This is a genomic window from Kribbella deserti (genome assembly GCF_042434725.1).
GTDB classification, from domain to species: Bacteria; Actinomycetota; Actinomycetes; order Propionibacteriales; family Kribbellaceae; genus Kribbella; species Kribbella deserti.
Map to the genome: position 1 here is coordinate 34,080 of NZ_JBHLTC010000038.1, position 21,880 is coordinate 55,959.

21 protein-coding genes are annotated in these 21,880 nt (G+C 67.2%); 10 read left to right on the forward strand and 11 right to left on the reverse strand.

Going from position 1 to position 21,880, the window contains the following annotated elements; translation table 11 throughout:
- Positions 1 to 76: 76 nt before the first annotated feature.
- The 4 genes from ACFFGN_RS29680 to ACFFGN_RS29695 form a co-directional block, all read right to left on the reverse strand.
- Positions 77 to 1,303, reverse strand: coding sequence for an ABC transporter permease (locus ACFFGN_RS29680; RefSeq protein ID WP_380054239.1), 1,227 nt, complete (start codon positions 1,301 to 1,303; stop codon positions 77 to 79).
- The gene (locus ACFFGN_RS29685) at positions 1,300 to 2,199 is read right to left on the reverse strand and encodes an ABC transporter ATP-binding protein (protein ID WP_380054243.1); all 900 of its coding nucleotides are present in this window, start codon (positions 2,197 to 2,199) and stop codon (positions 1,300 to 1,302) included. Before ACFFGN_RS29685 ends, ACFFGN_RS29680 begins: the two co-directional genes overlap by 4 nt.
- A 295-nt stretch (positions 2,200 to 2,494) precedes the next feature.
- Positions 2,495 to 3,163 (reverse strand): response regulator, encoded by a 669-nt coding sequence (locus ACFFGN_RS29690; RefSeq protein ID WP_380054400.1) that lies wholly within the window; start codon positions 3,161 to 3,163, stop codon positions 2,495 to 2,497.
- 14 nt (positions 3,164 to 3,177) lie between these two features.
- Entirely contained in the window at positions 3,178 to 4,542 is a 1,365-nt protein-coding gene (locus ACFFGN_RS29695) for a sensor histidine kinase (RefSeq protein ID WP_380054247.1), read from the reverse strand.
- Positions 4,543 to 4,566: 24 nt separating this feature from the next.
- Between ACFFGN_RS29695 and lipA the strand changes: the two genes are divergently transcribed.
- The 3 genes from lipA to ACFFGN_RS29710 are packed head-to-tail and all read left to right on the forward strand — an operon-like array spanning position 4,567 to position 7,539.
- Positions 4,567 to 5,538: a lipoyl synthase gene (gene lipA / locus ACFFGN_RS29700; protein WP_380054250.1), complete on the forward strand. Its 972-nt coding sequence runs from the start codon at positions 4,567 to 4,569 to the stop codon at positions 5,536 to 5,538.
- 36 nt (positions 5,539 to 5,574) lie between these two features.
- The gene (locus ACFFGN_RS29705; RefSeq protein WP_380054255.1) at positions 5,575 to 6,270 is read left to right on the forward strand and encodes a DUF4191 domain-containing protein; all 696 of its coding nucleotides are present in this window, start codon (positions 5,575 to 5,577) and stop codon (positions 6,268 to 6,270) included.
- A gap of 9 nt (positions 6,271 to 6,279) precedes the next feature.
- A complete protein-coding gene (locus ACFFGN_RS29710; RefSeq protein WP_380054259.1) occupies positions 6,280 to 7,539 on the forward strand; it encodes a class I SAM-dependent methyltransferase in 1,260 nt (419 codons plus the stop codon).
- 285 nt (positions 7,540 to 7,824) lie between these two features.
- Here ACFFGN_RS29710 and ACFFGN_RS29715 read toward each other — a convergent pair whose 3' ends face one another.
- Entirely contained in the window at positions 7,825 to 8,286 is a 462-nt protein-coding gene (locus ACFFGN_RS29715; RefSeq protein ID WP_380054265.1) for an RDD family protein, read from the reverse strand.
- A 213-nt stretch (positions 8,287 to 8,499) separates the two neighbouring features.
- Between ACFFGN_RS29715 and glnA the strand changes: the two genes are divergently transcribed.
- Positions 8,500 to 9,924, forward strand: a complete 1,425-nt coding sequence (gene glnA, locus ACFFGN_RS29720) for a type I glutamate--ammonia ligase (RefSeq protein WP_380054269.1) — start codon at positions 8,500 to 8,502, stop codon at positions 9,922 to 9,924.
- A gap of 73 nt (positions 9,925 to 9,997) precedes the next feature.
- Here the strand turns inward: glnA and ACFFGN_RS29725 are convergent, their stop codons facing one another.
- Together ACFFGN_RS29725 and ACFFGN_RS29730 are read right to left on the reverse strand one after the other, a co-directional pair.
- Positions 9,998 to 10,519 carry a molybdenum cofactor biosysynthesis protein gene (locus ACFFGN_RS29725; RefSeq protein WP_380054275.1) on the reverse strand — a complete coding sequence of 174 codons (522 nt, stop codon included), beginning with the start codon at positions 10,517 to 10,519 and terminating at the stop codon, positions 9,998 to 10,000.
- Positions 10,520 to 10,545: 26 nt separating this feature from the next.
- Positions 10,546 to 11,199, reverse strand: a complete 654-nt coding sequence (locus ACFFGN_RS29730) for a 2'-5' RNA ligase family protein (protein ID WP_380054279.1) — start codon at positions 11,197 to 11,199, stop codon at positions 10,546 to 10,548.
- A gap of 186 nt (positions 11,200 to 11,385) precedes the next feature.
- Here ACFFGN_RS29730 and ACFFGN_RS29735 point away from each other — a divergent pair, with 186 nt between their 5' ends.
- The 5 genes from ACFFGN_RS29735 to ACFFGN_RS29755 all read left to right on the forward strand — a co-directional run bounded on the left by ACFFGN_RS29735 (position 11,386) and on the right by ACFFGN_RS29755 (position 18,050).
- Entirely contained in the window at positions 11,386 to 11,880 is a 495-nt protein-coding gene (locus ACFFGN_RS29735; RefSeq protein ID WP_380054284.1) for a MarR family winged helix-turn-helix transcriptional regulator, read from the forward strand.
- A gap of 503 nt (positions 11,881 to 12,383) precedes the next feature.
- Positions 12,384 to 13,190, forward strand: a complete 807-nt coding sequence (locus tag ACFFGN_RS29740; RefSeq protein WP_380054289.1) for an MBL fold metallo-hydrolase — start codon at positions 12,384 to 12,386, stop codon at positions 13,188 to 13,190.
- 6 nt (positions 13,191 to 13,196) lie between these two features.
- Complete coding sequence (locus ACFFGN_RS29745; protein WP_380054293.1) at positions 13,197 to 13,595, forward strand: nuclear transport factor 2 family protein; 399 nt, start codon at positions 13,197 to 13,199, stop codon at positions 13,593 to 13,595.
- A 246-nt stretch (positions 13,596 to 13,841) separates the two neighbouring features.
- Entirely contained in the window at positions 13,842 to 15,749 is a 1,908-nt protein-coding gene (locus ACFFGN_RS29750) for a glycoside hydrolase family 3 protein (RefSeq protein ID WP_380054297.1), read from the forward strand.
- A gap of 57 nt (positions 15,750 to 15,806) precedes the next feature.
- A complete protein-coding gene (locus tag ACFFGN_RS29755; protein WP_380054301.1) occupies positions 15,807 to 18,050 on the forward strand; it encodes a pectate lyase-like domain-containing protein in 2,244 nt (747 codons plus the stop codon).
- Here the strand turns inward: ACFFGN_RS29755 and ACFFGN_RS29760 are convergent.
- On the reverse strand, positions 18,047 to 18,577 hold the full coding sequence (locus ACFFGN_RS29760) for a GNAT family N-acetyltransferase (RefSeq protein WP_380054304.1): 531 nt from the start codon (positions 18,575 to 18,577) through the stop codon (positions 18,047 to 18,049). The two genes, ACFFGN_RS29755 and ACFFGN_RS29760, sit on opposite strands and share 4 nt — an antisense overlap.
- 65 nt (positions 18,578 to 18,642) lie before the next feature.
- Here ACFFGN_RS29760 and ACFFGN_RS29765 point away from each other — a divergent pair, with 65 nt between their 5' ends.
- Positions 18,643 to 18,969, forward strand: a complete 327-nt coding sequence (locus ACFFGN_RS29765) for a hypothetical protein (RefSeq protein ID WP_380054307.1) — start codon at positions 18,643 to 18,645, stop codon at positions 18,967 to 18,969.
- Positions 18,970 to 19,352: 383 nt separating this feature from the next.
- Here the strand turns inward: ACFFGN_RS29765 and ACFFGN_RS29770 are convergent, their stop codons facing one another.
- The 3 genes from ACFFGN_RS29770 to ACFFGN_RS29780 all read right to left on the reverse strand — a co-directional run bounded on the left by ACFFGN_RS29770 (position 19,353) and on the right by ACFFGN_RS29780 (position 21,602).
- The gene (locus tag ACFFGN_RS29770) at positions 19,353 to 20,267 is read right to left on the reverse strand and encodes an SGNH/GDSL hydrolase family protein (RefSeq protein WP_380054310.1); all 915 of its coding nucleotides are present in this window, start codon (positions 20,265 to 20,267) and stop codon (positions 19,353 to 19,355) included.
- A 181-nt stretch (positions 20,268 to 20,448) separates the two neighbouring features.
- The gene (locus ACFFGN_RS29775) at positions 20,449 to 21,261 is read right to left on the reverse strand and encodes an HAAS signaling domain-containing protein (RefSeq protein ID WP_380054312.1); all 813 of its coding nucleotides are present in this window, start codon (positions 21,259 to 21,261) and stop codon (positions 20,449 to 20,451) included.
- Positions 21,262 to 21,266: 5 nt separating this feature from the next.
- The gene (locus tag ACFFGN_RS29780; protein WP_380054315.1) at positions 21,267 to 21,602 is read right to left on the reverse strand and encodes a PadR family transcriptional regulator; all 336 of its coding nucleotides are present in this window, start codon (positions 21,600 to 21,602) and stop codon (positions 21,267 to 21,269) included.
- Positions 21,603 to 21,880: the final 278 nt, after the last annotated feature.

Consider the following 21,880-nt stretch of genomic DNA (forward strand, 5'->3'; position numbering starts at 1 on the left):
CACACAGCGGACACGTATTGCGGTTGAGTAACAGCCGTCAAAAGACCTGTAACACCAGCCGCGATTCCACGATGTATTACTCCACTTTCAGCTTGTATGCCTCGCGATAGCCCAGCTTGCGGCCGGTCTGCAGCAGCGTGCGCTCGTACAGGCGGGCGCCGACCCGGATGATCACCACGGTCGTCAGCAGCAGGATCACGATCGCGGCAAGCGGCTGCCACAGCGGCACGTCCTCGGTCAGCATCCGTCCGGGCATCGCCATCGACGACGCGATCGGAACGAACGACGCGATCTCCTTCGGCCCTGGACCGGCGAAGGCCGCGAAGAAGAACGGGATCATCAGCAGCATCTGCCCCGGCAACGTGGTGGAGCCGAGGTCCTCCTGCCGGGTGGCCAGCGAACCGGCCACCGCCCACAGCCCAGCCAGCGCGACGAATCCGAGCACGAAGAACAGCACGAACCAGCCCGCGACCGGAGCCACCACGTCGAGCAGCTCACCCTTGCCGGTGAACATCAGGCCCGCCAAAGCGGCCGCACCGATGATCAGGATCTGGCCCATCGCCAGGATCGAGTTGCCGATCACCTTGCCCCACAGCAGTGCCCGGATCGGCACGGCCGCGGCCAGGATCTCGACCACGCGGCTCTCCTTCTCCTGCACCACGCTCTGCGCGATCATCATGCCGAAGCCGAGCGCGGTGACGTAGAAGATCATCGCCAGCGCGATGTTGGCGAAGCCCGCGACGATCTCCGGCAACGGCCCGGGATTGAGCAGTCGCTCCTCCACCACGGTGCCGGCCCGCAGCTCGGCCGGGGAAAGCCCGGACCGCTGCGCGTTGCGCTCCATCACGTCGTTCGTGACGGCTTCGCGCAGCTGGCCGACCAGTCCCGAGTCGACCTGGTCGTCGCCGACGACGGCGTAACCGGCCGCTGTCGGCAACAGCGCCGCCTCGACCTCACCGTCCGACACGAGCTGGGAGGCCTCCGCCTCCGAGGCCACGCGCCGTACCTCGAAGGCGGTTTCACCGGCGACGGCGTTCGCGCGCTGCACGACCGACGCAGCGCCGTCGTTGACCACCGCGATCTTGTCCGGGCTGTCGTTGCCCGCGAGCAGGCTGGGGATCACGATTGCCGCGATGACCAGGAACAACATGAACGCGGTGGACCAGACGAACGTCTTGTCCCGCAGCTTGGTGACGATCTCCCGCTCGGCCACCAACTGCCATGGGTGCCGTACGCCGCCGTCGCTCGGCGTGCCGGCCGAGGCGGACCGTGCCGCCTTGCGGGTCTTGAGCTCGGTGCTCATCGGGTCGCCTCCCGGAAGATGTCGCTGAGGGCCACGCGCTCCGGTGCGAACTCCAGCACCGGGCCGCGGCTGATCGCCTGCCGCAGGATCTCCTGCTCTTGACCCGGGTGTGCCAGGTCGAACAACGCCGTACCGCCGGCGACGTCGCGTACGACCACCCCGGGTACGTCGCGCAACCAGCCCGCGTCACCCGGTGTGGCGTCGGCGCCACCCATCACCAGCCGGTACGTCGACCCGGGCCCGCCGCCGAGTTCGGCCACCGGGCCGGCCGCCACGACCTTGCCCGCGGACAGGACGACGAGGTCGTCGCAGAGGCGTTCGACCAGGTCGAGCTGGTGGCTCGAGAACAGCACCGGCACCTCGGCGGAGACCTCTTCGCGCAACAGGTCCACCATCGAGTCGACCGCAAGCGGGTCGAGCCCGCTGAACGGTTCGTCCAGCACCAGCGCGGCCGGCTGGTGGATCAGCGCGGCGGCGATCTGGACCCGCTGCTGGTTGCCCAGCGACAACGTCTCCAGCGCGTCGTCGGCACGCTCGATCAGGCCGAGGCGATCGAGCAGCAGGTTGGTACGGTCCAGCGCGCGGCTGCCGCCCTGGCCGTGCAACCGGCCGAAGAAGACGAGCTGATCGCGAATCTTCATCTTCGGGTAGAGGCCGCGCTCCTCCGGCATGTAGCCGAAGTCGCGCCGGTCCGCCGCCGTCAGCGCACGGCCGTGCCAGTGCACCTCGCCACTGGTCGGCGCCAGTACGCCGAGAATGATTCGCATGGTCGTGGTCTTACCCGCGCCGTTGGCCCCGACGAACCCGGTCATCCGACCGGGCACCACGTCGAAGGTCACGTCGTCGAGTGCCACGTGATCACCGAACCGCCGGGTCAACCCAGCAACGCTCAGCATCCCGCTTCACCGTTCCTCTACTAGTGGTCTGTGTTGGATGTTGCTTGAGTGATGGCGGTGGTCAGGTGCGTGCATCGCGGTGCTGGAGGAGCGTTCTCGATGCGGAGCATCGTGGACGCTTCGCCAGTGCCATGAGGTGCGTGCCTGGGCGCCGCATGCGCCAAGCAACATCCAACACAGACCACTAGCTCAGCCCCCGATGGCCACATACGCGGTGACCGCCTTCGTTGAAGGCAAGGCCAACGCTAGTCAGCCAACCCCGAACAAACGTCGGCCCCCAGTGGGACCGGCCGTCTCATCCGTTCGACGGACCCGCGTCATCACCGGGGACCACCAGGCCGCACTCGTACGCGAAGACGACGGCCTGGACCCGGTCGCGCAGTCCCAGCTTCAGCAGGACGCGGGACACGTGCGTCTTGACCGTGGCCTCCCCCACGAACAGCTGGCCGGCGATCTCGGTGTTCGTCAGGCCTCGCGCGATCAGGCCGAGCACCTCGCGCTCCCGCTCGGTCAGGTGCTCGACCAGGTCCGGGCGGTAGACCCGCTCGCCGCCGCCCGCGAACCGCTGGATCACCCGGCGGGTCACCTCCGGCGCCAGCAGCGCGTGGCCCGAGTGCACCACCTGGATGGCCTCGACCAGGTCCTCCGGCGCGGTGTTCTTGAGCAGGAAGCCGCTCGCGCCCGCGCCGAGGGACTCGAACAGGTAGTCGTCCCGGTCGAACGTGGTCAGGATGATCACCTTGCCCGCGCCGGCCTCGACGATGCGCTGGGTGGCGGCGATCCCGTCCATCCCGGGCATCTGGACGTCCATCAGCACCACGTCCGGCCGCAGTTCGTCGGCCAGCACGATCGCCCGTTCGCCGTCGGCCGCCTCCCCGACCACCTCGATATCGGGTTCGACCGAAAGGATCATCCGGAAGCCGGCCCGGACCAGGTCCTGATCGTCGACCAGCAGGACGCGCATCGGCGTACCGTCTGTCACAGCTGTTGCTCCTTCACCGGGAATCGGGCGCGAACCCGGAAACCACCAACCGACCGCGGACCGATCTCACTTTCGCCGCCGAGCAGGGCGACCCGCTCGCGGATACCGACATGGCCGAGGCGACTGCCGACCGGCGCGTGCTTGGGCCGCCCGTCGTCGATCACCTCGATCTCGACCGCGTCCTCCAGATAGCGCAAGGTGACGTTGGCGGTCCGCGCGGTCGAATGCCGCCGGACGTTCGTCAGGGCCTCCTGCACGATTCGGTAGACCGAAACCGACACTGTCTCGGGAAGCTTCTGCGTCGTCCCAATCTGGTGGTACCCGACAGAGAGTTGTTCGTTGCTCGCGTCGGCAACAAGTGCCGGGAGGCGGTCCACGTTCGCTTGCGGGGCTCGGACCGCTGAGACGCCTACTTCTTCGTCCAAGTCGGGATCGGCCGCGCGGAGCATTCCGAGCAGCTGCCGCATCTCGTTGACCGCCGTACGGCTGGACTCCTCGATAACGCTCAAAGCACCCTTTGCCGCCTCCGGGTTCGTATCCATCACTCGACGGGCTCCACCAGCCTGTACGCCGATACTGCTGATGTGGTGCGCTACGACGTCGTGCAGTTCCCGGGAGATCCTCAGCCGTTCGTCGATGACCGCGCGCCTGGCATTGCCCTGCTGCTGCTCAGCCAGTTCCTGCGCCTGACGCAGTAGCTCGTCGTGCTGCCGGGCCGTACGCCAGGCGGTCAATCCCCAGAGCCAGGAGCCCACGAAGTACGCGATGTTGATGCCGATGTTGTGGACGACATACGCGACGTACGGCGACAACAGACCGTCTACGCCGGAACCGGTGATCTCGTCGGCCCGGAGAGCTCTCACGAAGCCGAAGGCCAGCCAGATGAACATGCTGACCACTACGAAGATGATGGTGATCTGGAACCGCTTGCGGTCTTGCGCCCACGCCGCGGCCGTGTAAATGGCCATGAACAGGGTGACTTGGGTCACGATGTTGGCGCCGCCGATGAGCGGGAGACGCTCCCCTGCGATGAAGAACATCACCGAGGTCGCCAAGAGCGTCGCGAGCGGGAAACGCCTCCGGAAGCACAGCGTCAGTGGTACGGCCGCGCTGAGGAAGTAGCCCTCGATACCGCCCGCACCCATGTCGAGCGGCTGCGGCGAGGCGCTACGCATCAGCTCCGCCGCGAAGGCACCCGCGACGGCTAGCGCGATACCGATCGCGATATCGGTCCGCTGCGCCCGCTGCGACGGCCTCGGGCGGCGCCAGACCGACGTACGAGCGGGCTCGGCCGACTCCAGCGTGACCGGGCTGGGCGCGGAGCTCAGCCCGGTATCGGTACTACCAGGACTTGGGGACACAGTGGCTCACCCTAGTGTCCCGATATGGAGCCTCGTGAGCGGCGGCGTACGCTGGTGCTCGTGACGATCGCCCCAGAAGGACGGAAGCTGCTCAGGCTCGAAGTGCGCAACGCGGAGACCCCGATCGAGCGCAAACCCGAGTGGATCAAGACGCGCGCCAAGATGGGCCCCGAGTACCAGAAGCTGCAGAAACTCGTGAAGGACGAGGAACTGCACACGGTGTGCCAGGAGGCCGGCTGTCCCAACATCTTCGAGTGCTGGGAGGACCGCGAGGCCACCTTCCTCATCGGCGGCGACCAGTGCACCCGGCGCTGTGACTTCTGCCAGATCGACACCGGCAAGCCCGAGGCGCTGGACCGCGATGAGCCGCGCCGGGTGGCCGAGTCCGTGGTCAAGATGGGCCTGCGCTACGCGACCGTGACCGGTGTGGCCCGTGACGACCTCGAGGACGGCGGCGCCTGGCTGTACGCGGAGACCATTCGCCAGATCCACGCGCTCAACCCGGGCACCGGTGTCGAGATGCTCGCGCCCGACTTCAACGCCGTACCGGAGCAGCTGGCCGAGGTGTTCTCCTCCCGGCCCGAGGTGTTCGCGCACAACGTCGAGACCGTGCCGCGGATCTTCCGCCGGATCCGTCCGGGCTTCCGCTACGAGCGCTCGCTGGACGTCATCACCCAGGCCCGCGACTACGGCCTGGTCACCAAGTCCAACCTGATCCTCGGCATGGGCGAGACCCGCGAAGAGGTCAGCCAGGCGCTGGCCGACCTGCACAGCGCGGGTTGCGAGATCATCACCATCACCCAGTACCTGCGCCCGTCGGTGCGGCACCACCCGGTCGAGCGGTGGGTCCGGCCGGAGGAGTTCGTCGAAATGCAGGCCGAGGCCGAGGCGATCGGTTTCGCCGGAGTGATGTCCGGACCGCTGGTCCGTTCGTCTTACCGGGCCGGTCGGCTGTACCGTCAGGCGGTGGAGTCGCGGATGACCGCGAACTCCTGACGAGTCCGCTCCGAGCAAAAGGCAGAACCAGGACCGATGGCGAAGAAAGACGCAGCCCCCGAGAAGCAGGGCCGGCTCAAGCAGATCCGGTCGGCCTACCAGTTGACCAAGAAGTCCGACCCGAAGATCGGGCTTTTGCTGGCCGCCATCTTCCTGGCCGTGGTCGCGGTCTTCGTCGCGCTCGGCCTGTTCGTCGGTCCGTGGTTCGTGTGGATTCCGCTCGGTATCCCGCTGGCGCTGCTGGCCACCACGGTGGTCTTCGGCCGTCGCGTGGAGAAGGCGGCGTACAGCCAGATCGAGGGCCAGACCGGCGCCGCCGCGTCCGCGCTGCAGACGTTGCGCCGCGGCTGGACGGTCACGCCGGCCGTCGCGGTCACCAAAAACGCTGACATCGTGCACCGCGTGGTCGGCCGGCCTGGGATCATCCTGGTCGGCGAAGGCCAGCCGAGCCGCTTGAAGAACCTCCTGACCGCCGAGCGCAAGAAGCACGTGCGAGTGGCCGGTGGCGCTCCGGTGATCGAGATCGTCGCCGGTGACGGCGAGGGCGAGATCGGCATCCGCAAGCTCACGAAGCACGTGATGAAGCTTCCGGCCGTCTTGCAGCCTTCGGAGGTCACTGACCTCCTGCAACGGCTCAAGGCGCTGGACGCGGTCCGCCCGCAGGTACCGATGCCGAAGGGCCCGATGCCGTCCAACCTCAAGGGTGCGCGGCAAGCCATGAAGGGCCGCTGACCAACGGCAATGACGGGGGATCTCAAAACAGCACCAGCGAGTTGGGCGAAGGTCAGCCAGCCACGCGCCAACCCGGTACGACGAGCGGCCGCGGCCGCCGCCGTGCGCTACGTCGCGCGGGACACGGCCGCCACCATCGAGCTGGACGGTAAGCAGCTCGGCCAAGGTGGCGGTCCGGTAATGAAGGTGCATCGCGCCGGGCAGTTCCTGGACCGCCTCGGCAGTGACGCCGGCACGGGTTTCGGCGAGGCCTATCTGGCCGGCGACTGGGACCCGGCGCCGGGCACCGACCTGGCCGACCTGCTACTGCCCTTCGCGCAGCGGTTCAGCGCGGAGAAGCAGACCAACCTGGTGCCGAAATGGGCCCAGTCGCTGCGCTGGCTCGCCACCCGAAGCCAGCCGGTCGAGGCGGACAACGACCGCACCCGCGCGCAGGAGAACGTCAGCGCGCACTATGACCTGAGCAACGCGATGTTCGCCGAGTTCCTCGATCCGTCGATGACGTACTCGTCCGCGATGTTCGAACCCGGCAGCCACGACACCGCGACGTACGGCGAACTCGAGGCGGCCCAGCTCCGCAAGCTCGACGCCGTACTCGACGCCGCCGGGGTGCAATCCGGTTCGCGCGTGCTCGACATCGGGTGCGGCTGGGGCAGTCTCGCCATTCGCGCGGCTCAACGCGGCGCCTGGGTCACGGCCATCACCATCGCCCCGCAGCAGGCCCTCCAGGCGCAGGCCCGGGTCGAGGCCTCGGGGTACGGGAACCGAGTCAAGGTGGCGCTGCGCGACTACCGCGACCAGATCGGCGAGTTCGACGCGGTACTGAGCGTCGAGATGATCGAGGCCGTCGGCGAGAAGTACTGGCCCGTCTACTTCGGCGCCATCGAACGACGCCTCGCCCCCGGCGGCGTGGCCGTCATCCAGGCCATCGTGATGCCGCACGAGCGCATGCTGGCCACCCGGAACACCTTCACCTGGGTCCAGAAGTACATCTTCCCCGGCGGTCTGCTGCCGTCGGTCCAGGCGATCGAGCAGGTCAACGCGCAGCACACCGGCCTCGACGTACAGGTGCTACGCCACCTCGGCCAGGACTACGCGACCACCCTGCGGATCTGGCGCGGGCGCTTCCTGGAACGCTGGCCGGCGATCGCGCAGGGCGGTTTCGACGACACCTTCCGCCGGATGTGGGAGTTCTACCTCGCCTACTCCGAAGCCGGCTTCCGCTCCGGCTACCTGGACGACGTACAAATCCGCCTAACCCGCCGCTGACCCACTCCGCGGACGGCCGTTCCGGGTAGTCGGCGCCGCGAGGTGGCGCGGTTGCGGGCGTATCAAAGTCGTGTGGCCGATGCCGGGTTTTGTCCGCACTACCCGGTTGTAGCCAGGTACTGGCGAAACAAGCCGGCAGCCCGCGCCTTCGGAGGCGGTCGACGGTCATTCCGATCGCCCTGCCGGGACCGCCGTACGACGTGGACCTCGGCGTATAGCGTCGAGGGCCGGATCGCCGTACGGGGTGGGTGCCAGCTGCGCGCGACCGGCTGTGGAGGTCTGGGGTCAGCGTTCGAGGACGACGGTGTTGGCGGCGCGGTCGTGGAGGCCTCGGCGATCGGTGTCGAAGACGACGGCCGGGATGAGCAGACAGATCAGGCCGGAGCGGATCGCGCCCTTGAGCAACCCGACGGGCGCCGTACTGACCTGGTTGCCCTCAATCTGGCCGACGCGCAGGCCGCAGATCCGGTGACCGATGGTGGCGCCTGCCAGGCCGCTCAGAATCGCTGACATCGCAAAGAAGATGACAAGCTGCGCCGTGCTGGTGTTGTTGCCACCAGCCCACAACGGCCGGCTGGTGACCGCCGAGGCGACCAGGCCCGCGATGATCCAGTCGATGAACAGCGCCAGAAACCGCCGTGCCCAGCTCGCGACCGAGCCCGATCCCTGCTCGGGCAGTCCGAGACGACTGCCCGGATAGCGGAACTCGCCGCTGGGTTGTGCGCCGGATGACGCTGTCGATGCCATGATGACGAGGTTACCGAGTGACCTGAACCGGCGGCACGGCCCATCGGCCCAGGTCAGCAGGCGGCCTGCGGGCCTCTCACCGGCCCGGGGTCAGCGCCGATCCTTAACGACTGGGCACGCTGGGCGTAACATCCGCGAAACATTGAGGTCACGGCCGAGTAATCGGCGGGGCCTACGGTCAAGGCAATCTCTGAGCCACCCCGAGGAGTATGTATGTTTTCCAGCGCCGAGGAGCTGCTCGCCTACGTCAAGGACGAGGGCGTCGCGTTCATCGATGTCCGCTTCTGCGACCTGCCGGGCATCATGCAGCACTTCACCGTGCCGGTGTCGTCGTTCGGCCCCGAGGTTTTCGAGGACGGTCTGCAGTTCGACGGCTCGTCGATCCGTGGCTTCCAGCAGATCCACGAGTCGGACATGTCGCTGCTGCCCGACCCGACCACGGCTTACCTCGACCCGTTCCGCCGGGACAAGACGCTGATCGTCAACTTCTTCGTGCACGACCCGCTGACCGGCGAGCCGTACAGCCGCGACCCGCGCAACATCGCGCGTAAGGCCGAGGCGTACCTGAAGTCGACCGGCATCGCCGACACCGCGTTCTTCGCGCCGGAGGCCGAGTTCTACGTCTTCGACGACGTGCGCTTCGACACCAAGGCGAACGAGGGCTACTACCACATCGACTCCGTCGCCGGCGCCTGGAACACCGGCCGGGTTGAAGAGGGCGGTAACCGCGGCTACAAGGTCCGCTACAAGGGTGGCTATTTCCCGGCCCCGCCGGTCGACCACTTCGCCGACCTGCGCAACGACATCACCAAGCACCTCGAGACCAGCGGCCTGCTCGTCGAGCGCGCCCACCACGAGGTCGGTACCGCGGGCCAGGCGGAGATCAACTACCGCTTCGACACGCTGCTGACCGCGGCCGACGACGTGATGAAGTTCAAGTACATCGTCAAGAACACCGCCTGGGACGCCGGCAAGACCGCGACCTTCATGCCGAAGCCGATCTTCGGCGACAACGGCTCGGGTATGCACTGCCACCAGTCGCTGTGGAGCAACGGCGACCCGCTGTTCTACGACGAGTCCGGTTACGGCGGCCTGTCCGACGTCGCCCGCTGGTACATCGGTGGTCTGCTGAAGCACGCTCCGTCGCTGCTGGCCTTCACGAACCCGACGGTCAACTCGTACCACCGCCTGGTGCCGGGCTTCGAGGCGCCGGTCAACCTGGTGTACTCGCAGCGCAACCGCTCGGCCTGCATCCGGATCCCGATCACGGGCTCCAACCCGAAGGCCAAGCGCATCGAGTTCCGTTGCCCCGACCCGTCCGCCAACCCGTACCTGGCCTTCTCGGCTCAGCTGCTGGCCGGTATCGACGGCATCCGCAACAAGATCGAGCCGGCCGACCCGATCGACAAGGACCTGTACGAGCTGCCCCCGGAGGAGCACGCCTCGGTCAACCAGGTTCCGACCTCACTGCCGGCCGTGATCAACTCGCTCGAGGCCGACCACGAGTTCCTGCTCGAGGGTGACGTCTTCACCGCGGACCTGATCGAGACCTGGATCGACTTCAAGCGCGAGAACGAGATCCTGCCGATCCAGCTCCGCCCGCACCCGCACGAGTTCGAGCTCTACTACGACGTCTGAGTTTTCGTCGTACGTCGACTTCGCACGTCATCGGACGGCGGTCGCCCCTCGGGGTGGCCGCCGTCCGGCGTTGTCATCCGGTGACTACGGTCAGGCGGGCGGGGCCGAGGTCGAGGTGGCCGTTGTCGAGGGGCTCGCAGCGGACGCCGCCGCGGCCGCGCAGGCCCTTGAAGGCGCCGGGTGCGACAGCGACGTCCATCCAGGCGCAGGGATTGGCCGGCCGGTGGGCCTGGAAGCGGATCGGGCCGGCGCCGCTGTCGAGGGCGAAGACCGCACCGGGGCTTCCGGCACGGGCGGCGAGCTGGTCGACGGCGAAGCCCTGGATGGCGATGTTCCGTCGCGTCGACTGTGGATCGGGCGTGGTTGCCAGGCCGAGGTCGTCCAGCGCCGCCGCGTCGAACAGGGTCACCGCTGCTTTGCGATGCCCCGGCCGGTTGAAGTACCGATCGCCAACCAGGCCAAGACCCGCCCGGACCTCCACCTGCTCACGGCCGACCGGCGCCGGGTCCGGTCGTGGCCCGTCTTGCGGACGTCCTTCGAAAGCATGAATGGGCGATACCACCAGCGCCACGATCTCAATGGTTATGCCCGGCATGCCGGCAACCCTACCGAGACGGCGTATCAGCGGTTGGCCAGCCGGACGGCTTCGACCGTGCGCCATTCGTACATGCGGTTGTCGCGGTGCATCTCGATCAGGGAGACGGTACGGATCGACGTCCGCGCGGCGCCGGCCGTGACCCGTTCGATGGCCTGGATGGCGTTCGCGGCAGGTTGCTGCGCGTTGACGTAGGCCAAGCTGATGTGCGGGCGATAGCCGTTGGCCTCTTCGGGTACGGCGGTTGGCCCGAGCGCATCGCCGATAGCCGCGCGTACGGCGGTACGCAGCTGGTCGAACGGCTCGACCGGGTCCGGCGGCAGGATGATCGCCTCCGCGGTGACCACGGGCCGGCCGAAGTGGGCCTCGAACGCGGCGATCTCCCCCAGGCGGTTCCGCGCTGCCGCGAGGATGGCTTCCACTTGCTCGGGTGGAACGTCCTCGACGAAGCCGTCACCTTGCATGGTGAGGTGCAGCCAATCGCGGGGAATCAGATCGAGCCCGGGCACGGTGGCCAGCTCGGCCTGGTACCGCTCGGCGAGTTCGTGCAGCCCGGGTTGATCGTCGACGGTGATGTGCCAGGCGTAGAAGCGGGTCCCGATCTTCCACCCCGGACGCCACCACCAGTGGTCCCGGAGTTCCTCGTGATGCCGATGCGTCCACTCGGGCGATGACGTCATGGTCAGTATTCCGATCTGGCGTCGTAACGGAGTCCGACCTTAAGCCGCCCAGCCACCCCAAGCCCACCACTCGCCCCGATCTGCCCTCCCCCGCCCCGGCGCCGTTTCTTGGCGCGACGGGCCTTATTGCGCCCGATGATGGGGCGCGACGCGGGTGCGCCCCGACCGAGGTGAGAAGGTGGGTCGATGGCACACGACCGGGAGATCACGACGGCTGAGCAGGCAGCGAACGATGAACTGGTCCTGGCGTTCGGCCGACTGCAGAGCGCCGCGAACCGGCTCGAGTACATCCTCGGCCGCGCCATCGAGGAAGAGTTCGGGATCAGCCACGTGATGTTCGAGGTGCTGCTGATCCTGGGACGAGCCGGCGAACCAGGCATGTCCATGCGAGCCATCGCCCAGGAACGCGTCCTCACAACCGGCGGCGTTACCCGGCTGGTGGACCGCATGGAAGCAGCCGGGCTGGTGGTCCGCAGCGACACCCCAGGCGATAGACGCGTACGCCTAGTCAGAATCACCCCACTCGGGGAAAAGACAGTGGTACGAGCCGCCCGCCTCCACGCCGAAAACGTCCAGGAATACCTCCTGGCCCCCCTGCCGCCCGAACACCGCGAACGCTTCGCCGCCGACCTCCGCACCGTAAGCAAAGCCGCCCGCACCTCCCTCCCCCGCCTCCGCTGACAGAGCTGGTGTGAGGGCAACTCGCCGCAAGCCGCCCGGCGCCGACAACGCAACGCCCCCGCTCGTCCGGTCCGACTCACCTCTTCACCTCGTACTCAGCCCGTCTTGGTGAGTCTGCTGGACATTTCTACGGCCGAAGAATGTCCAGCAGACTCACCAAGACAAGCCCGTGAGAGGTACGGGGCGAGGCGCCAGCACGAGGGCGACGGCCTCGCGTTCGGTGGTTGCCCGCCCGCACGGGTGGTCGCGCTCACGAGGGCCAGGGCGACGGCCCGCTATGTCGGCCCACCCCAGCCGTGGCCGTGCCAACCTCCTAGCCCACGAGCGGTTGGAGGGCCGAGCCGGTCAGAGCTGCAGAGACCGTGGGAGGCTGCGAGGTGGCGTGAGCCTCGCGTTACGAAGAGTTAGCCCAGTTGACGAAGAAAGTTCGCAGAGACGGAATATCTGACTAATCAGATTCTGTTAGATCAGACGTACTGCTGATTCCCTCTGGAAGGAACTTTGTGAGCACCCTCGACTTCCGTGTCATTGACCTGGACTTTCCTGTTGGTTCGAAGAACAAGACGGCGACTCTGATCACCGGTGCAGAGCAGGCTTTCCTGATCGACGCCGGGTTCACGCGCGCCGACGGGCATCGCCTCGTCGCCGAGATCTTCGACTCCGGTAAGACGCTGACCAAGGTCTTCATCAGCCACGCCGATCCGGACTTCTACTGGGGCGCCGAGGTCATCGCGGACGCGTTCCCCGAGGCGGAACTGGTTGCCACCCCCGTGGTCATCGAGCACATCAAGGCCGCGTACGAGGGCAAGCTCAAGGCCTGGGAGCCCGTCGGCGTCAACCGCCCGACCCGCCTGGTGGAGCTGAATGAGCTCACCGGCGACATCACCTTCGAGGGCCACCTGTTCGAGCTCAAGGGCGGTCACCCCGGCCTGCCCGATCGGCACTACCTCTGGCAGGCAGAGCACCGTGCGATCGTCGCGGGCGTTCTGCTCTTCCAGAACCAGCACGTCTGGGTTGCCGACACCTCGAAGCCGGAGGACCGTACCGCCTGGATCGAACTGCTCGACGAGATGACGGCGCTGGACCCGGCCTTCGCGGTTCCGGGCCACCGGTTGCCCACGGCAACGCTCGATGCGAGTCCGATCAACTACACGCGCGAATACCTCACGTCGTTCGAGGCGGAGCTGGAAAGGGCAGCCGACGGCGCGGCGCTGACCGAGGCCCTAGTGGCCCGTTACCCCGAGGCCGGCATGCTCATCGCGGCCCAGCTCGGCGCCAAGGTGGCCAAGGGCGAAATGACCTGGGGCTGATCCGCGATGACCGGGATCTCCCCCGCTGACGTCGTACGCCGTCAATACCTGGCCTCCGCGAACGGCGATCTGGAAGCGCTGCGAGCCACCTTGGCCGATGACGTGGAGTGGACCGAGATGGCGGGCTTTCCGCTGGCGGGCACGTACCGCACGCCGGAAGGTGTTACCTCCGCGGTGATGGAGCAGCTGGGCAAGGACTGGGACGACTGGATCGCCCACGACGACACCTACGTGGTCGACGGCGAGAACGTCGTGGTCCTGGCCCGTTACACCGCGACGAACAAGTCCACCCGCAAGGACATCGACGTCCGGGTCGCGCACCACTTCGTCGTACGCGGTGGGCGCATCGTGCGGTTCGAGCAGTTCGTGGACACTGCGAAGGTCCGCGACGCGATGTCCGCCTGACCCCGGGTCCCATGCGCCGCCATCCCGGGGCGTCCCGGCACACCCGGGACGTCCCGGCGCGTCCTGGCGCGTCCCGGCGCGTCCCGGCGACGGGCAGGCAGCACCGCAGCAAACGCGGTTCCGGAACCGGCTGGCCGCCTAGAGTCGGGCGATGCGGCAAAATACCCTTATTGCAAGCCTTGAACTAAGTACCCGGCATGCGCTTTCCTTGGAGCGACCTCCGCTCGCCGGGAAGGACCTGCTCAGATGACCCCGCTTGGCCGGCCTTTCCCGGGAACCCCCCGGCAGGCGTTCACCGCGGGCCTCGTCACGACCTCTCTCCTCCTGGCCGCGGCCTGTACGTCGAACGGCGACCGGCCCGAGGCCGACGTACAACCCAGCAGCCCGAAGACCAGCTCGACCCCGACGCATCTCCCCTACCCGGACGCGTCGCTCCCGGTTGCGCAACGGGTCAGCCGGTTGATGGCGCGGATGACGCTCGACGAGAAGCTCGGCCAGATGGTGCAGGGCGAGCGGCAGTCCGCCGGGATGCCCGAGGTCACCGGCGCCCTGCTCGGGTCCGTGCTCTCGGCCGGTGGTTCCGCCCCTTCGCCGAATACCGCGACCGGGTGGGCCGACATGTACGACGGCTTCCAGCGGGCGGCTCTCAGCACCCGGCTCGGTATTCCGTTGATGTACGGCGTGGACGCGGTGCACGGGCACAACAACGTGCACGGCGCGACGATCTTCCCGCACAACATCGGCCTCGGCGCCACCCGCGATCCGGCGCTGGCGCAGCGGATCGGCCGGGCCGTCGCCGAGGAGGTCGCCGGCACCGGGATCGACTGGAACTTCGCGCCCTGCGTCTGCGTGGCCCGCAACGACCGCTGGGGCCGGACGTACGAGTCGGCCGGCGAGAAGCCCGAACTCGCGACCAACCTCGCGCGGTACGTGACGGGCCTGCAGGGTGCCAAGTTGAACGCGCCGGGAGCGGTGATGGGCACGGCCAAGCACTACCTCGCCGACGGTGGTACCACCGGCGGCGACGATCGCGGCAACACCCAGACCAGCGAGGCGCAGCTCCGCGCGATCCACCTTCCGCCGTACCGCGAGGCGATCAAACGCGGCGTCGGGTCGATCATGATCAGCTACAGCAGCTGGAACGGCGACCGGGTGCACGGTCACAAGTACCTGATCACCGACGTGCTGAAGAAGGAACTCGGCTACACCGGCATCGTCGTCTCCGATTTCAACGGCATCGAGCAGATCGACAACCGGCCCGGGCTGACCGGGGACGAGGTCCGGCAGGCCATCAACGCCGGTATCGACCTGGCGATGGAAGGCAAGACCTGGCAGAACTTCCTCGACCTGCTGCGCGCCGAGGTCAAGGCCGGCCGGGTTCCGATGGCGCGGATCGACGACGCGAACCGGCGGATCCTGACCAAGAAGTTCGAGCTGGGCCTGTTCGAGAAGCCGTTCACCGACCGGACCTTCACGCCAACCGTCGGCAACGCCGCCCATCGCGCGCTCGCCCGCGAGGCCGTGCGGAAATCGCAGGTCGTGCTGAAGAACGACGGCAAGGTGCTGCCCATCGCGAAGACCGGCAAGATCTTTGTCGCCGGCAAGAACGCGAACGACATCGGCAACCAGAGCGGCGGCTGGACGATGGAGTGGCACGGCCGCAGCGGCGACATCACCCCAGGTACGACGATCCTGGAGGGGATTCGCGAAACCGCCGGGCCCGGAACGACCATCACGTACGACGCGAACGGCGCGGGCATCGACCGCTCGTACCGGGTGGCCATCGCCGTCGTGGGCGAGACGCCGTACGCCGAGGGCAGAGGTGATCGCCCGCAGGGCATGGGGCTGGACGAGGCCGATCTGCGTACGCTCAACGCCTTGCGTGCCAGTGGCGTACCGGTGGTGGTCGTACTCGTCTCGGGCCGTCCCCTCGACATCGCGGCACACCTCCCGAACTGGGACGGGCTCGTTGCCGCGTGGTTGCCCGGGACCGAGGGCGGCGGCGTGGCCGACGTGCTGTTCGGCGATTACGCGCCGACCGGGAAGTTGCCGGTGACCTGGATGCGATCGGCCGCGCAGCAACCGATCAACGACGGTGACGGCAAACCCGCGTTGTTCCGGTACGGCTTCGGCCTGACCTACGGCGTCCGGTGATGCGAATGCGCACCGGTAATGCAGTAACTCTTCAACCGCCCTTTAGAGGAGACCTTCATGACCGCAGGTACAGACGAGCATCGACCGCCGCCGCCAACGCGCCGCCCGGCCGCGTGGATCGCGATCGCCTTCGCGACCCTGGTCGCCGTCGTCACGACCGGCCTGACCACGATCGCGTCCACCGGTACGGCGAACGCCGCCATCTCGCCCACCGCCTGGCACACCGCGGTGAGCAAGAACAGCGGCAAATGCGTGGACGCACGGGGAGGGGCGACCGCGAATCAAACGGCCGTCCAGCAGACCACCTGTAACAGCACGACCGCTCAGCAATGGCAGTTCCAGCAGACCAGTAATGGCTATGTCCGGGTGAACCTGCGCGGCAACCCGGCCCAGGTCTGGGATGTCGCGAACGTGTCCAACGCGGACGGTGGTCTGATCCACTTGTGGACCTACGGCGGTGGCAACAACCAGCAGTGGCTGCCGGTCGAAGAAGCCGACGGCTCGTACCACTTTGTCAGCCGGCACAGCGGCAAATGCCTCGACGTGCCCGGCGCCTCGACCGCGGACGGGATCCAGTTGCAGCAGTACACCTGCAACGGCACGGCCGCCCAATCGTTCAGGATCACGCCCGTGGACGGAACGCCCCCGACCAACCCGCCCGGCACCCCGGACTTCGGCCCGAACGTGACGGTTTTCGACCCGTCGATGTCGAACGCCTCGATCCAGAACAAGCTGAACCAGGTCTTCACCCAGCAGGAGGAGAACCAGTACGGCGAGGAACGTGTCGCGCTGCTGTTCAAGCCCGGCACGTACAACGTGGATGCGAACGTCGGCTTCTTCACCCAGGTTGCCGGCCTCGGTCTGCATCCGGACCAGGTCACGATCAACGGCGGCGTACACGTCGAGGCCGACTGGTTCCCACCGCAGAACGCGACCCACAACTTCTGGCGCGGTGCCGAAGGCCTGAGCGTCAACCCGCCGAACGGTCTCGACCGCTGGGCCGTCTCCCAGGCGTCGGCGTACCGCCGCATGCACGTGCGCGGCAACCTCGCGCTCGACGACGGCGGATGGGCCTCTGGTGGGTTCATGGCCGACAGCAAGATCGACGGCCAGGTCCGTTCGGGCAGCCAGCAGCAGTGGTTGTCCCGCAACACCAACTGGGGTAGCTGGACCGGCGACAACTGGAACATGGTGTTCCTCGGCGCGCTGAACGCCCCGGCCGGCAACTTCCCGGCGCCGCACTACACCCGCGTCGCGCAGACCCCGATCATCCGGGAGAAGCCATACCTCTATATCGACAACGGCGGCTCGTACAACGTGTTCGTGCCGGCACTGCGGGCCAACTCGGCTGGTACGACGTGGGAAGGTGGCACGCCCGCTGGGCAATCGTTGCCGATCAGCCAGTTCTACATCGTCAAGCCGGGTACGTCAGCCGCGACGATCAACCAGCAACTTGCCGCGGGCAAGGATCTCATCTTCGTGCCGGGTATTCACCGGGTGTCGGAGCCGATTCGCATCACCCGCGCCAACACCGTCGTACTCGGCCTCGGCCTGGCCACGATTCTGACCGAGAACGGTTCGATGGCGATGTCCGTCGCGGATGTGGACGGCGTCAAGATCGCGGGTCTACTGATCGACGCGGGCCCGACAAACTCGCCGCTGCTGATGGAGATCGGCCCGTCCGGCTCGTCGGCCAGTCATGCGGCCAACCCGACCTCACTGCACGACATCTACTACCGCATCGGTGGTAGCGCCGTCGGCCGGGCGACCGAAACCCTGCGGATCAACAGCAATCACGTTCTGCTCGATCACGCGTGGCTCTGGCGCGGCGATCACGCGTTCGGCGTCGGCTGGAACACGAATACCGCGGCTACGGGTTTGGTTGTCAACGGCAACGACGTGACGGCGTACGGACTGTTTGTCGAGCATTACCAGAAGTACCAGACGATCTGGAACGGCGAACGCGGCCGGACGTACTTCTACCAGAACGAAATGCCGTACGACCCGCCGAACCAGGCCGCGTGGATGAATGGTTCCACTCGTGGTTACGCGGCGTACAAGGTGGCTGATTCGGTCAATACCCATGAGGCGTGGGGATTGGGCAGCTATTGCGTGTTCACCTCGGATGCGAGCATTGTCGCGGAACGGGCCTTCGAAGTGCCGAATAAGGCCGGGGTGAAATTCCACAACATGATCACCGTATCCCTCGGCGGACGCGGCACGATCCAGCACGTCATCAACAACAGCGGTGGCCCGTCGCAAGCGGGTAGTACCGAGGCGACGTGGGTGAATTTCCCTTAGCCGGGTTGACGATCCCGGGCGAGTAGACCGAAAAGCAGGTCATCGGTCCACTCCCCCTTGAACCAGGTGTACGCGGGGCGGAGGCCCTCCTGCCGGAAGCCGAGTCGCTTCAGCAGGCGGGCCGACGCCCCGTTCCGTACGTCGCACTCCGCCGAGACACGGTGCAGCCCTTGCCCGTCGAAGAGGTGGTCCAGCAATGCGCCGACGGCCTCAGCCGCGTACCCCTTGCCTTGGTACGCCGGAGCCAGGGTGAAGCCGAGGTCGGCCTGCATCAGGTTGTCGTGCAGGAACACCCCGATATCCCCGATGAGCTTCCCGTCGAGGTCGATCGCGTACTGGAACCAGCCGGGCTTCACCGGATCCCCCTCGGTGAAGGCCTCGACCGTGGCCCGCGCCTGGTCGATCGGGTACGGCGCCTGCCAACTCTGGTACCGAGCAACCTCCGGATCGGACCGGTACGCCGAAAACGCCTCGGCGTCCTCCGCGCGAAACCGCCTGACCACCAACCGCCCGGTCCTGATCTCCACCCGCGCAGTATGCGCCTACCCTGACCCCGTGGAACCACTGGGGAGGCCTTTCGAGCGGCACGGCGTTGGCCGCGTTGATCCGCGAACGCGCGTCGGCGGCTGGGGTGGTCGTCCGGGTGGAGGTTCACTCGCGGGAACTGGCCGGCGCGTCTGGCGTTGGGGTGGATTGGGATGGCGGCGATCTGCTGTTCGAGGTGGTGGATTGGGTCGACGGGGTACGGATCCTCGATCCCAATGGCGAGGACGTCTCGATCGCGGATGCCCTTCAGTACTTCGAACTTCGCGCCTTCGGTCACACACCGACACAGGCCTGGGCCGGGATCAGCCCGCCGCCCTGGCGTCTGCGGCAGCGGTTGCGCGGCGTGCGGGCATACGTAAGTGAGCCCAGCTAATCCCGCCATCGCAAGGCGAACGTAATCCCGCCATCGCAAGGCGAACGCCAAGCCCGAGATCGAGCGCAAATGGCCGACCGAACACCCCGCCACCCGCCACCGACTGGCACCCCCCAACGGGTTCTTTAGGAGTCTGCTGGCCAAATTTCGTCCCGCAGAACGTCCAGCAGACTCCTAAAGAACCGTTGGGGGTGCCGACGCGGGGCGATGGCTGGTCATAAGGGTCCGATGAAGCGCGACACGCCCTGGCACAAGGGTCCGATGAACGGAATACCGGCGCGCCGGCGCGCCGGGGCGGGGGCGCCGGGGCGGGGGCGGGTGGGCGGGTGGTGAAGTTCGTCTGGGCGAACCTCACCACCCGATGGTGCGCGTTCGGCGCCGGGTTAGCGCAGATAACTTGCGAGCGTTATGTTCTGGTCGCGGAGGGCTTGGGCCACCACGCGCGCGATTCGGTCCGCGCCGGCGGCCTCGAAGTGCGTGTGGTCGTTACAGAAGAACGCGCCGACAGCGCCGGCGGAGTAGTTGCCGTCGTTGGGGCACAGCCTGAGTGAGTTGTACAAGGTGTAGCTCAGCTTGTGCAGGTCGATGACCGCTGCTCCCGTGGCGGAACCGGCTGCGAAGGTCTGGGAGAGGAATCCCCGGTTGCCGACGGCCGTGCTGCCACTGCACCGGATCGCCGCGACCGGCGTCAGAATCATTGGGCGAACGCCTCGGCTCTTGGCCGCGTTGACCATCGTGGTGAGCAAGCTCTGGTACAGCGACGGTCCGACATGCCGCGGGCAGTTCGGGTCGCCGTCGTTGATGCCGAACTGGATCACCAGGTAGTCACCCGCCTTCATGCCGGTGCTGGTGTTGAGCATGTCCAGCCAGCGCTGGCTGTACGTCTTCGGGCTGACGATGCATTCCCCGGCGGAGTTCTTGGTACCGGTGACGTTGCCTTCGTACAGCCAGGTCTGGATGCTGCGACCGCCGACGGCCTTGTTGACCACGACGATGTCATCGTTGAACAAGGCATCGAACTTGTTGCCCCAGCCAATGGGACAGGTGGACCGGTCGGCCATGGTGGAGTCGCCGGCCATCCACACGCGGACCGTGGCGGCAGCGATGGCGCTCGCCGACGGCGGCCGTGCCGCCGCACAATCCGGCTTCGAGGCAGCAGCGGTTGAGGCCGGGGCTGCTGAGGTCGGAGCGACTGAGGCCGGGGCGGCGACCTGGTCGATGGACGCGTTGGCCGGGACGGTGGCCGTCAGCAACGGCACGGTTATCGCCATCGCGACCGTCAGAATCAGTTTTCTCAAGGCAGTCTCCAGTTCGGGGGCGGTGGGAGTCCACGAGGTATCTGTTAGCGCTAACAGTTCGCTCACAGTAGTGGCCCACACACGCACTGGCAACGCCTTGACGACGACCGAATACGGCCACGCCACCCATGCATACGTCCGAAGAAGCGCAGGACCGCGCTTCTTCGGATGTAACAGCAATTCAGCTGGCGCGATTCGGAGCGGCCCGGCGAATCAGCAGGCCCACGACGGCAAGCGGGGCGAGAACGAGCAGGATCAAAATCGGAATACCCAGCCAGGTCGGCAAGGCGAATCCGGTGCACACCTCGGCATACGGCACTCCGCCCTCGTCCGAGCCACCGCCAGTGCAGACCTGCCCTGGCATCGTGCTGAACAGCACCACCGAGGCGTAACCGAACGGCCAGATCAGCGTGGCGAGCAACTTCTCCGCCGTGGTCCAGCGGTTCGATGCCCAGAGCAACATCACGCCCGCGAACCAGCCGATAGCCAGCACGAACCCACCGAAGAGCAGCAACAACAGCGCACCCACCTCACGGCTGCGCAACCGCGGTTCGACCGGCCCGTCGTACGACATCCCGGGCTCCGGCGCGGCGTACTTCGCGTCCGGCGTCGGTCCCCCGGCGTAAGTCATCGCCGGTCCGGGTTTCCCGTACGCCATCCCCGGTCCGGGCGTGCCATAGGCCATGCCCGGCGGAGGCTCCGCGTAGGTTTCGGGCGCGCCAGGCGCTTGACCGGCGTACGTCGCTGGGGCCGGCGGCGGCGGATAGGTCATGTCGTACGCCGCGGCCGTGACGATCTCGCTGGGCGTACCGAGCCGGTCCAGCACGTCCCGAATCTCGGCCTCACTAACGGCACCGGAGGCCCGGGCCTCGTCGATGTGCGCCGCCACCTCGGTACGCAACTCCTCGGCGCGGTCCGCCGGCAGCCCAGCGGCCGTCGTCGCTTCGGCCAAGCGGTCCAGGTAGGCACTCACCAGTGCGTCGACCTCGTTCATGCCCGTCATCCCTGTCTCCCGTGCTTCAAAATGCCGTCCACCGAATCGCGGAACCGCTCCCAGTCGCCAACGAACTCCGCCAGGGCCCGACGCCCCGCCTCGGTCAGCCGGTAGTACCGCCGCGGCGGCCCCGAATCGGACTCACGCCAGCTCGTCTCCACCACCCCATCCCGGCGCAACCGGGCGAGCAACGGGTAGATCGTGCCCTCGCTCGTCACCAGCCCGTCCACCTGACCAAGAGCCCTGACCAACTCGAACCCATACCGCTCCTCATCCCGCAACAAGGCCAGCACGCAGAACTCCAGCGCCCCACGCCGCAATTGGGTGAAACCAGCTACCATGCACCACAAGGTACTCCCCGAACAGGTCACCAGCAAGACCTGCAGTCTTCCGCCCTCCCCCGCGGAAGCACTCGCCATAAGCGCCTGCAGGAAGGTGCAGGTGGAGCTGCAAGTTCCTGCAGATAGGGGCGTTCACCCGCGTGCGCGCGCATATAACTCTCACGTCCGCCTACCGTGGAGGAAAAGTGCGCCGCCTGCTGTCGATACCAATCCTGTTGTCTCTACTTCTACCGACATATGCCGTTGCGGCCCCCGCCCAGGGCCCAACCCAGAGCCCC

What these genes read in the sequence shown, in the direction of transcription:
- ACFFGN_RS29755 (WP_380054301.1), top strand. Translation starts at nt 15,807, where the DNA reads ATGACCGCAGGTACAGACGAGCATCGACCGCCGCCGCCAACGCGCCGC.
- ACFFGN_RS29780 (WP_380054315.1), bottom strand. Translation starts at nt 21,602, where the DNA reads ATGGTAGCTGGTTTCACCCAATTGCGGCGTGGGGCGCTGGAGTTCTGC.
- ACFFGN_RS29690 (WP_380054400.1), bottom strand. Translation starts at nt 3,163, where the DNA reads ATGCGCGTCCTGCTGGTCGACGATCAGGACCTGGTCCGGGCCGGCTTC.
- ACFFGN_RS29725 (WP_380054275.1), bottom strand. Translation starts at nt 10,519, where the DNA reads ATGCCGGGCATAACCATTGAGATCGTGGCGCTGGTGGTATCGCCCATT.
- ACFFGN_RS29715 (WP_380054265.1), bottom strand. Translation starts at nt 8,286, where the DNA reads ATGGCATCGACAGCGTCATCCGGCGCACAACCCAGCGGCGAGTTCCGC.
- ACFFGN_RS29735 (WP_380054284.1), top strand. Translation starts at nt 11,386, where the DNA reads ATGGCACACGACCGGGAGATCACGACGGCTGAGCAGGCAGCGAACGAT.
- ACFFGN_RS29750 (WP_380054297.1), top strand. Translation starts at nt 13,842, where the DNA reads ATGACCCCGCTTGGCCGGCCTTTCCCGGGAACCCCCCGGCAGGCGTTC.
- ACFFGN_RS29680 (WP_380054239.1), bottom strand. Translation starts at nt 1,303, where the DNA reads ATGAGCACCGAGCTCAAGACCCGCAAGGCGGCACGGTCCGCCTCGGCC.
- ACFFGN_RS29685 (WP_380054243.1), bottom strand. Translation starts at nt 2,199, where the DNA reads ATGCTGAGCGTTGCTGGGTTGACCCGGCGGTTCGGTGATCACGTGGCA.
- ACFFGN_RS29710 (WP_380054259.1), top strand. Translation starts at nt 6,280, where the DNA reads ATGACGGGGGATCTCAAAACAGCACCAGCGAGTTGGGCGAAGGTCAGC.
- ACFFGN_RS29730 (WP_380054279.1), bottom strand. Translation starts at nt 11,199, where the DNA reads ATGACGTCATCGCCCGAGTGGACGCATCGGCATCACGAGGAACTCCGG.
- lipA (WP_380054250.1), top strand. Translation starts at nt 4,567, where the DNA reads ATGGAGCCTCGTGAGCGGCGGCGTACGCTGGTGCTCGTGACGATCGCC.
- ACFFGN_RS29775 (WP_380054312.1), bottom strand. Translation starts at nt 21,261, where the DNA reads ATGAACGAGGTCGACGCACTGGTGAGTGCCTACCTGGACCGCTTGGCC.
- ACFFGN_RS29745 (WP_380054293.1), top strand. Translation starts at nt 13,197, where the DNA reads ATGACCGGGATCTCCCCCGCTGACGTCGTACGCCGTCAATACCTGGCC.
- glnA (WP_380054269.1), top strand. Translation starts at nt 8,500, where the DNA reads ATGTTTTCCAGCGCCGAGGAGCTGCTCGCCTACGTCAAGGACGAGGGC.
- ACFFGN_RS29705 (WP_380054255.1), top strand. Translation starts at nt 5,575, where the DNA reads ATGGCGAAGAAAGACGCAGCCCCCGAGAAGCAGGGCCGGCTCAAGCAG.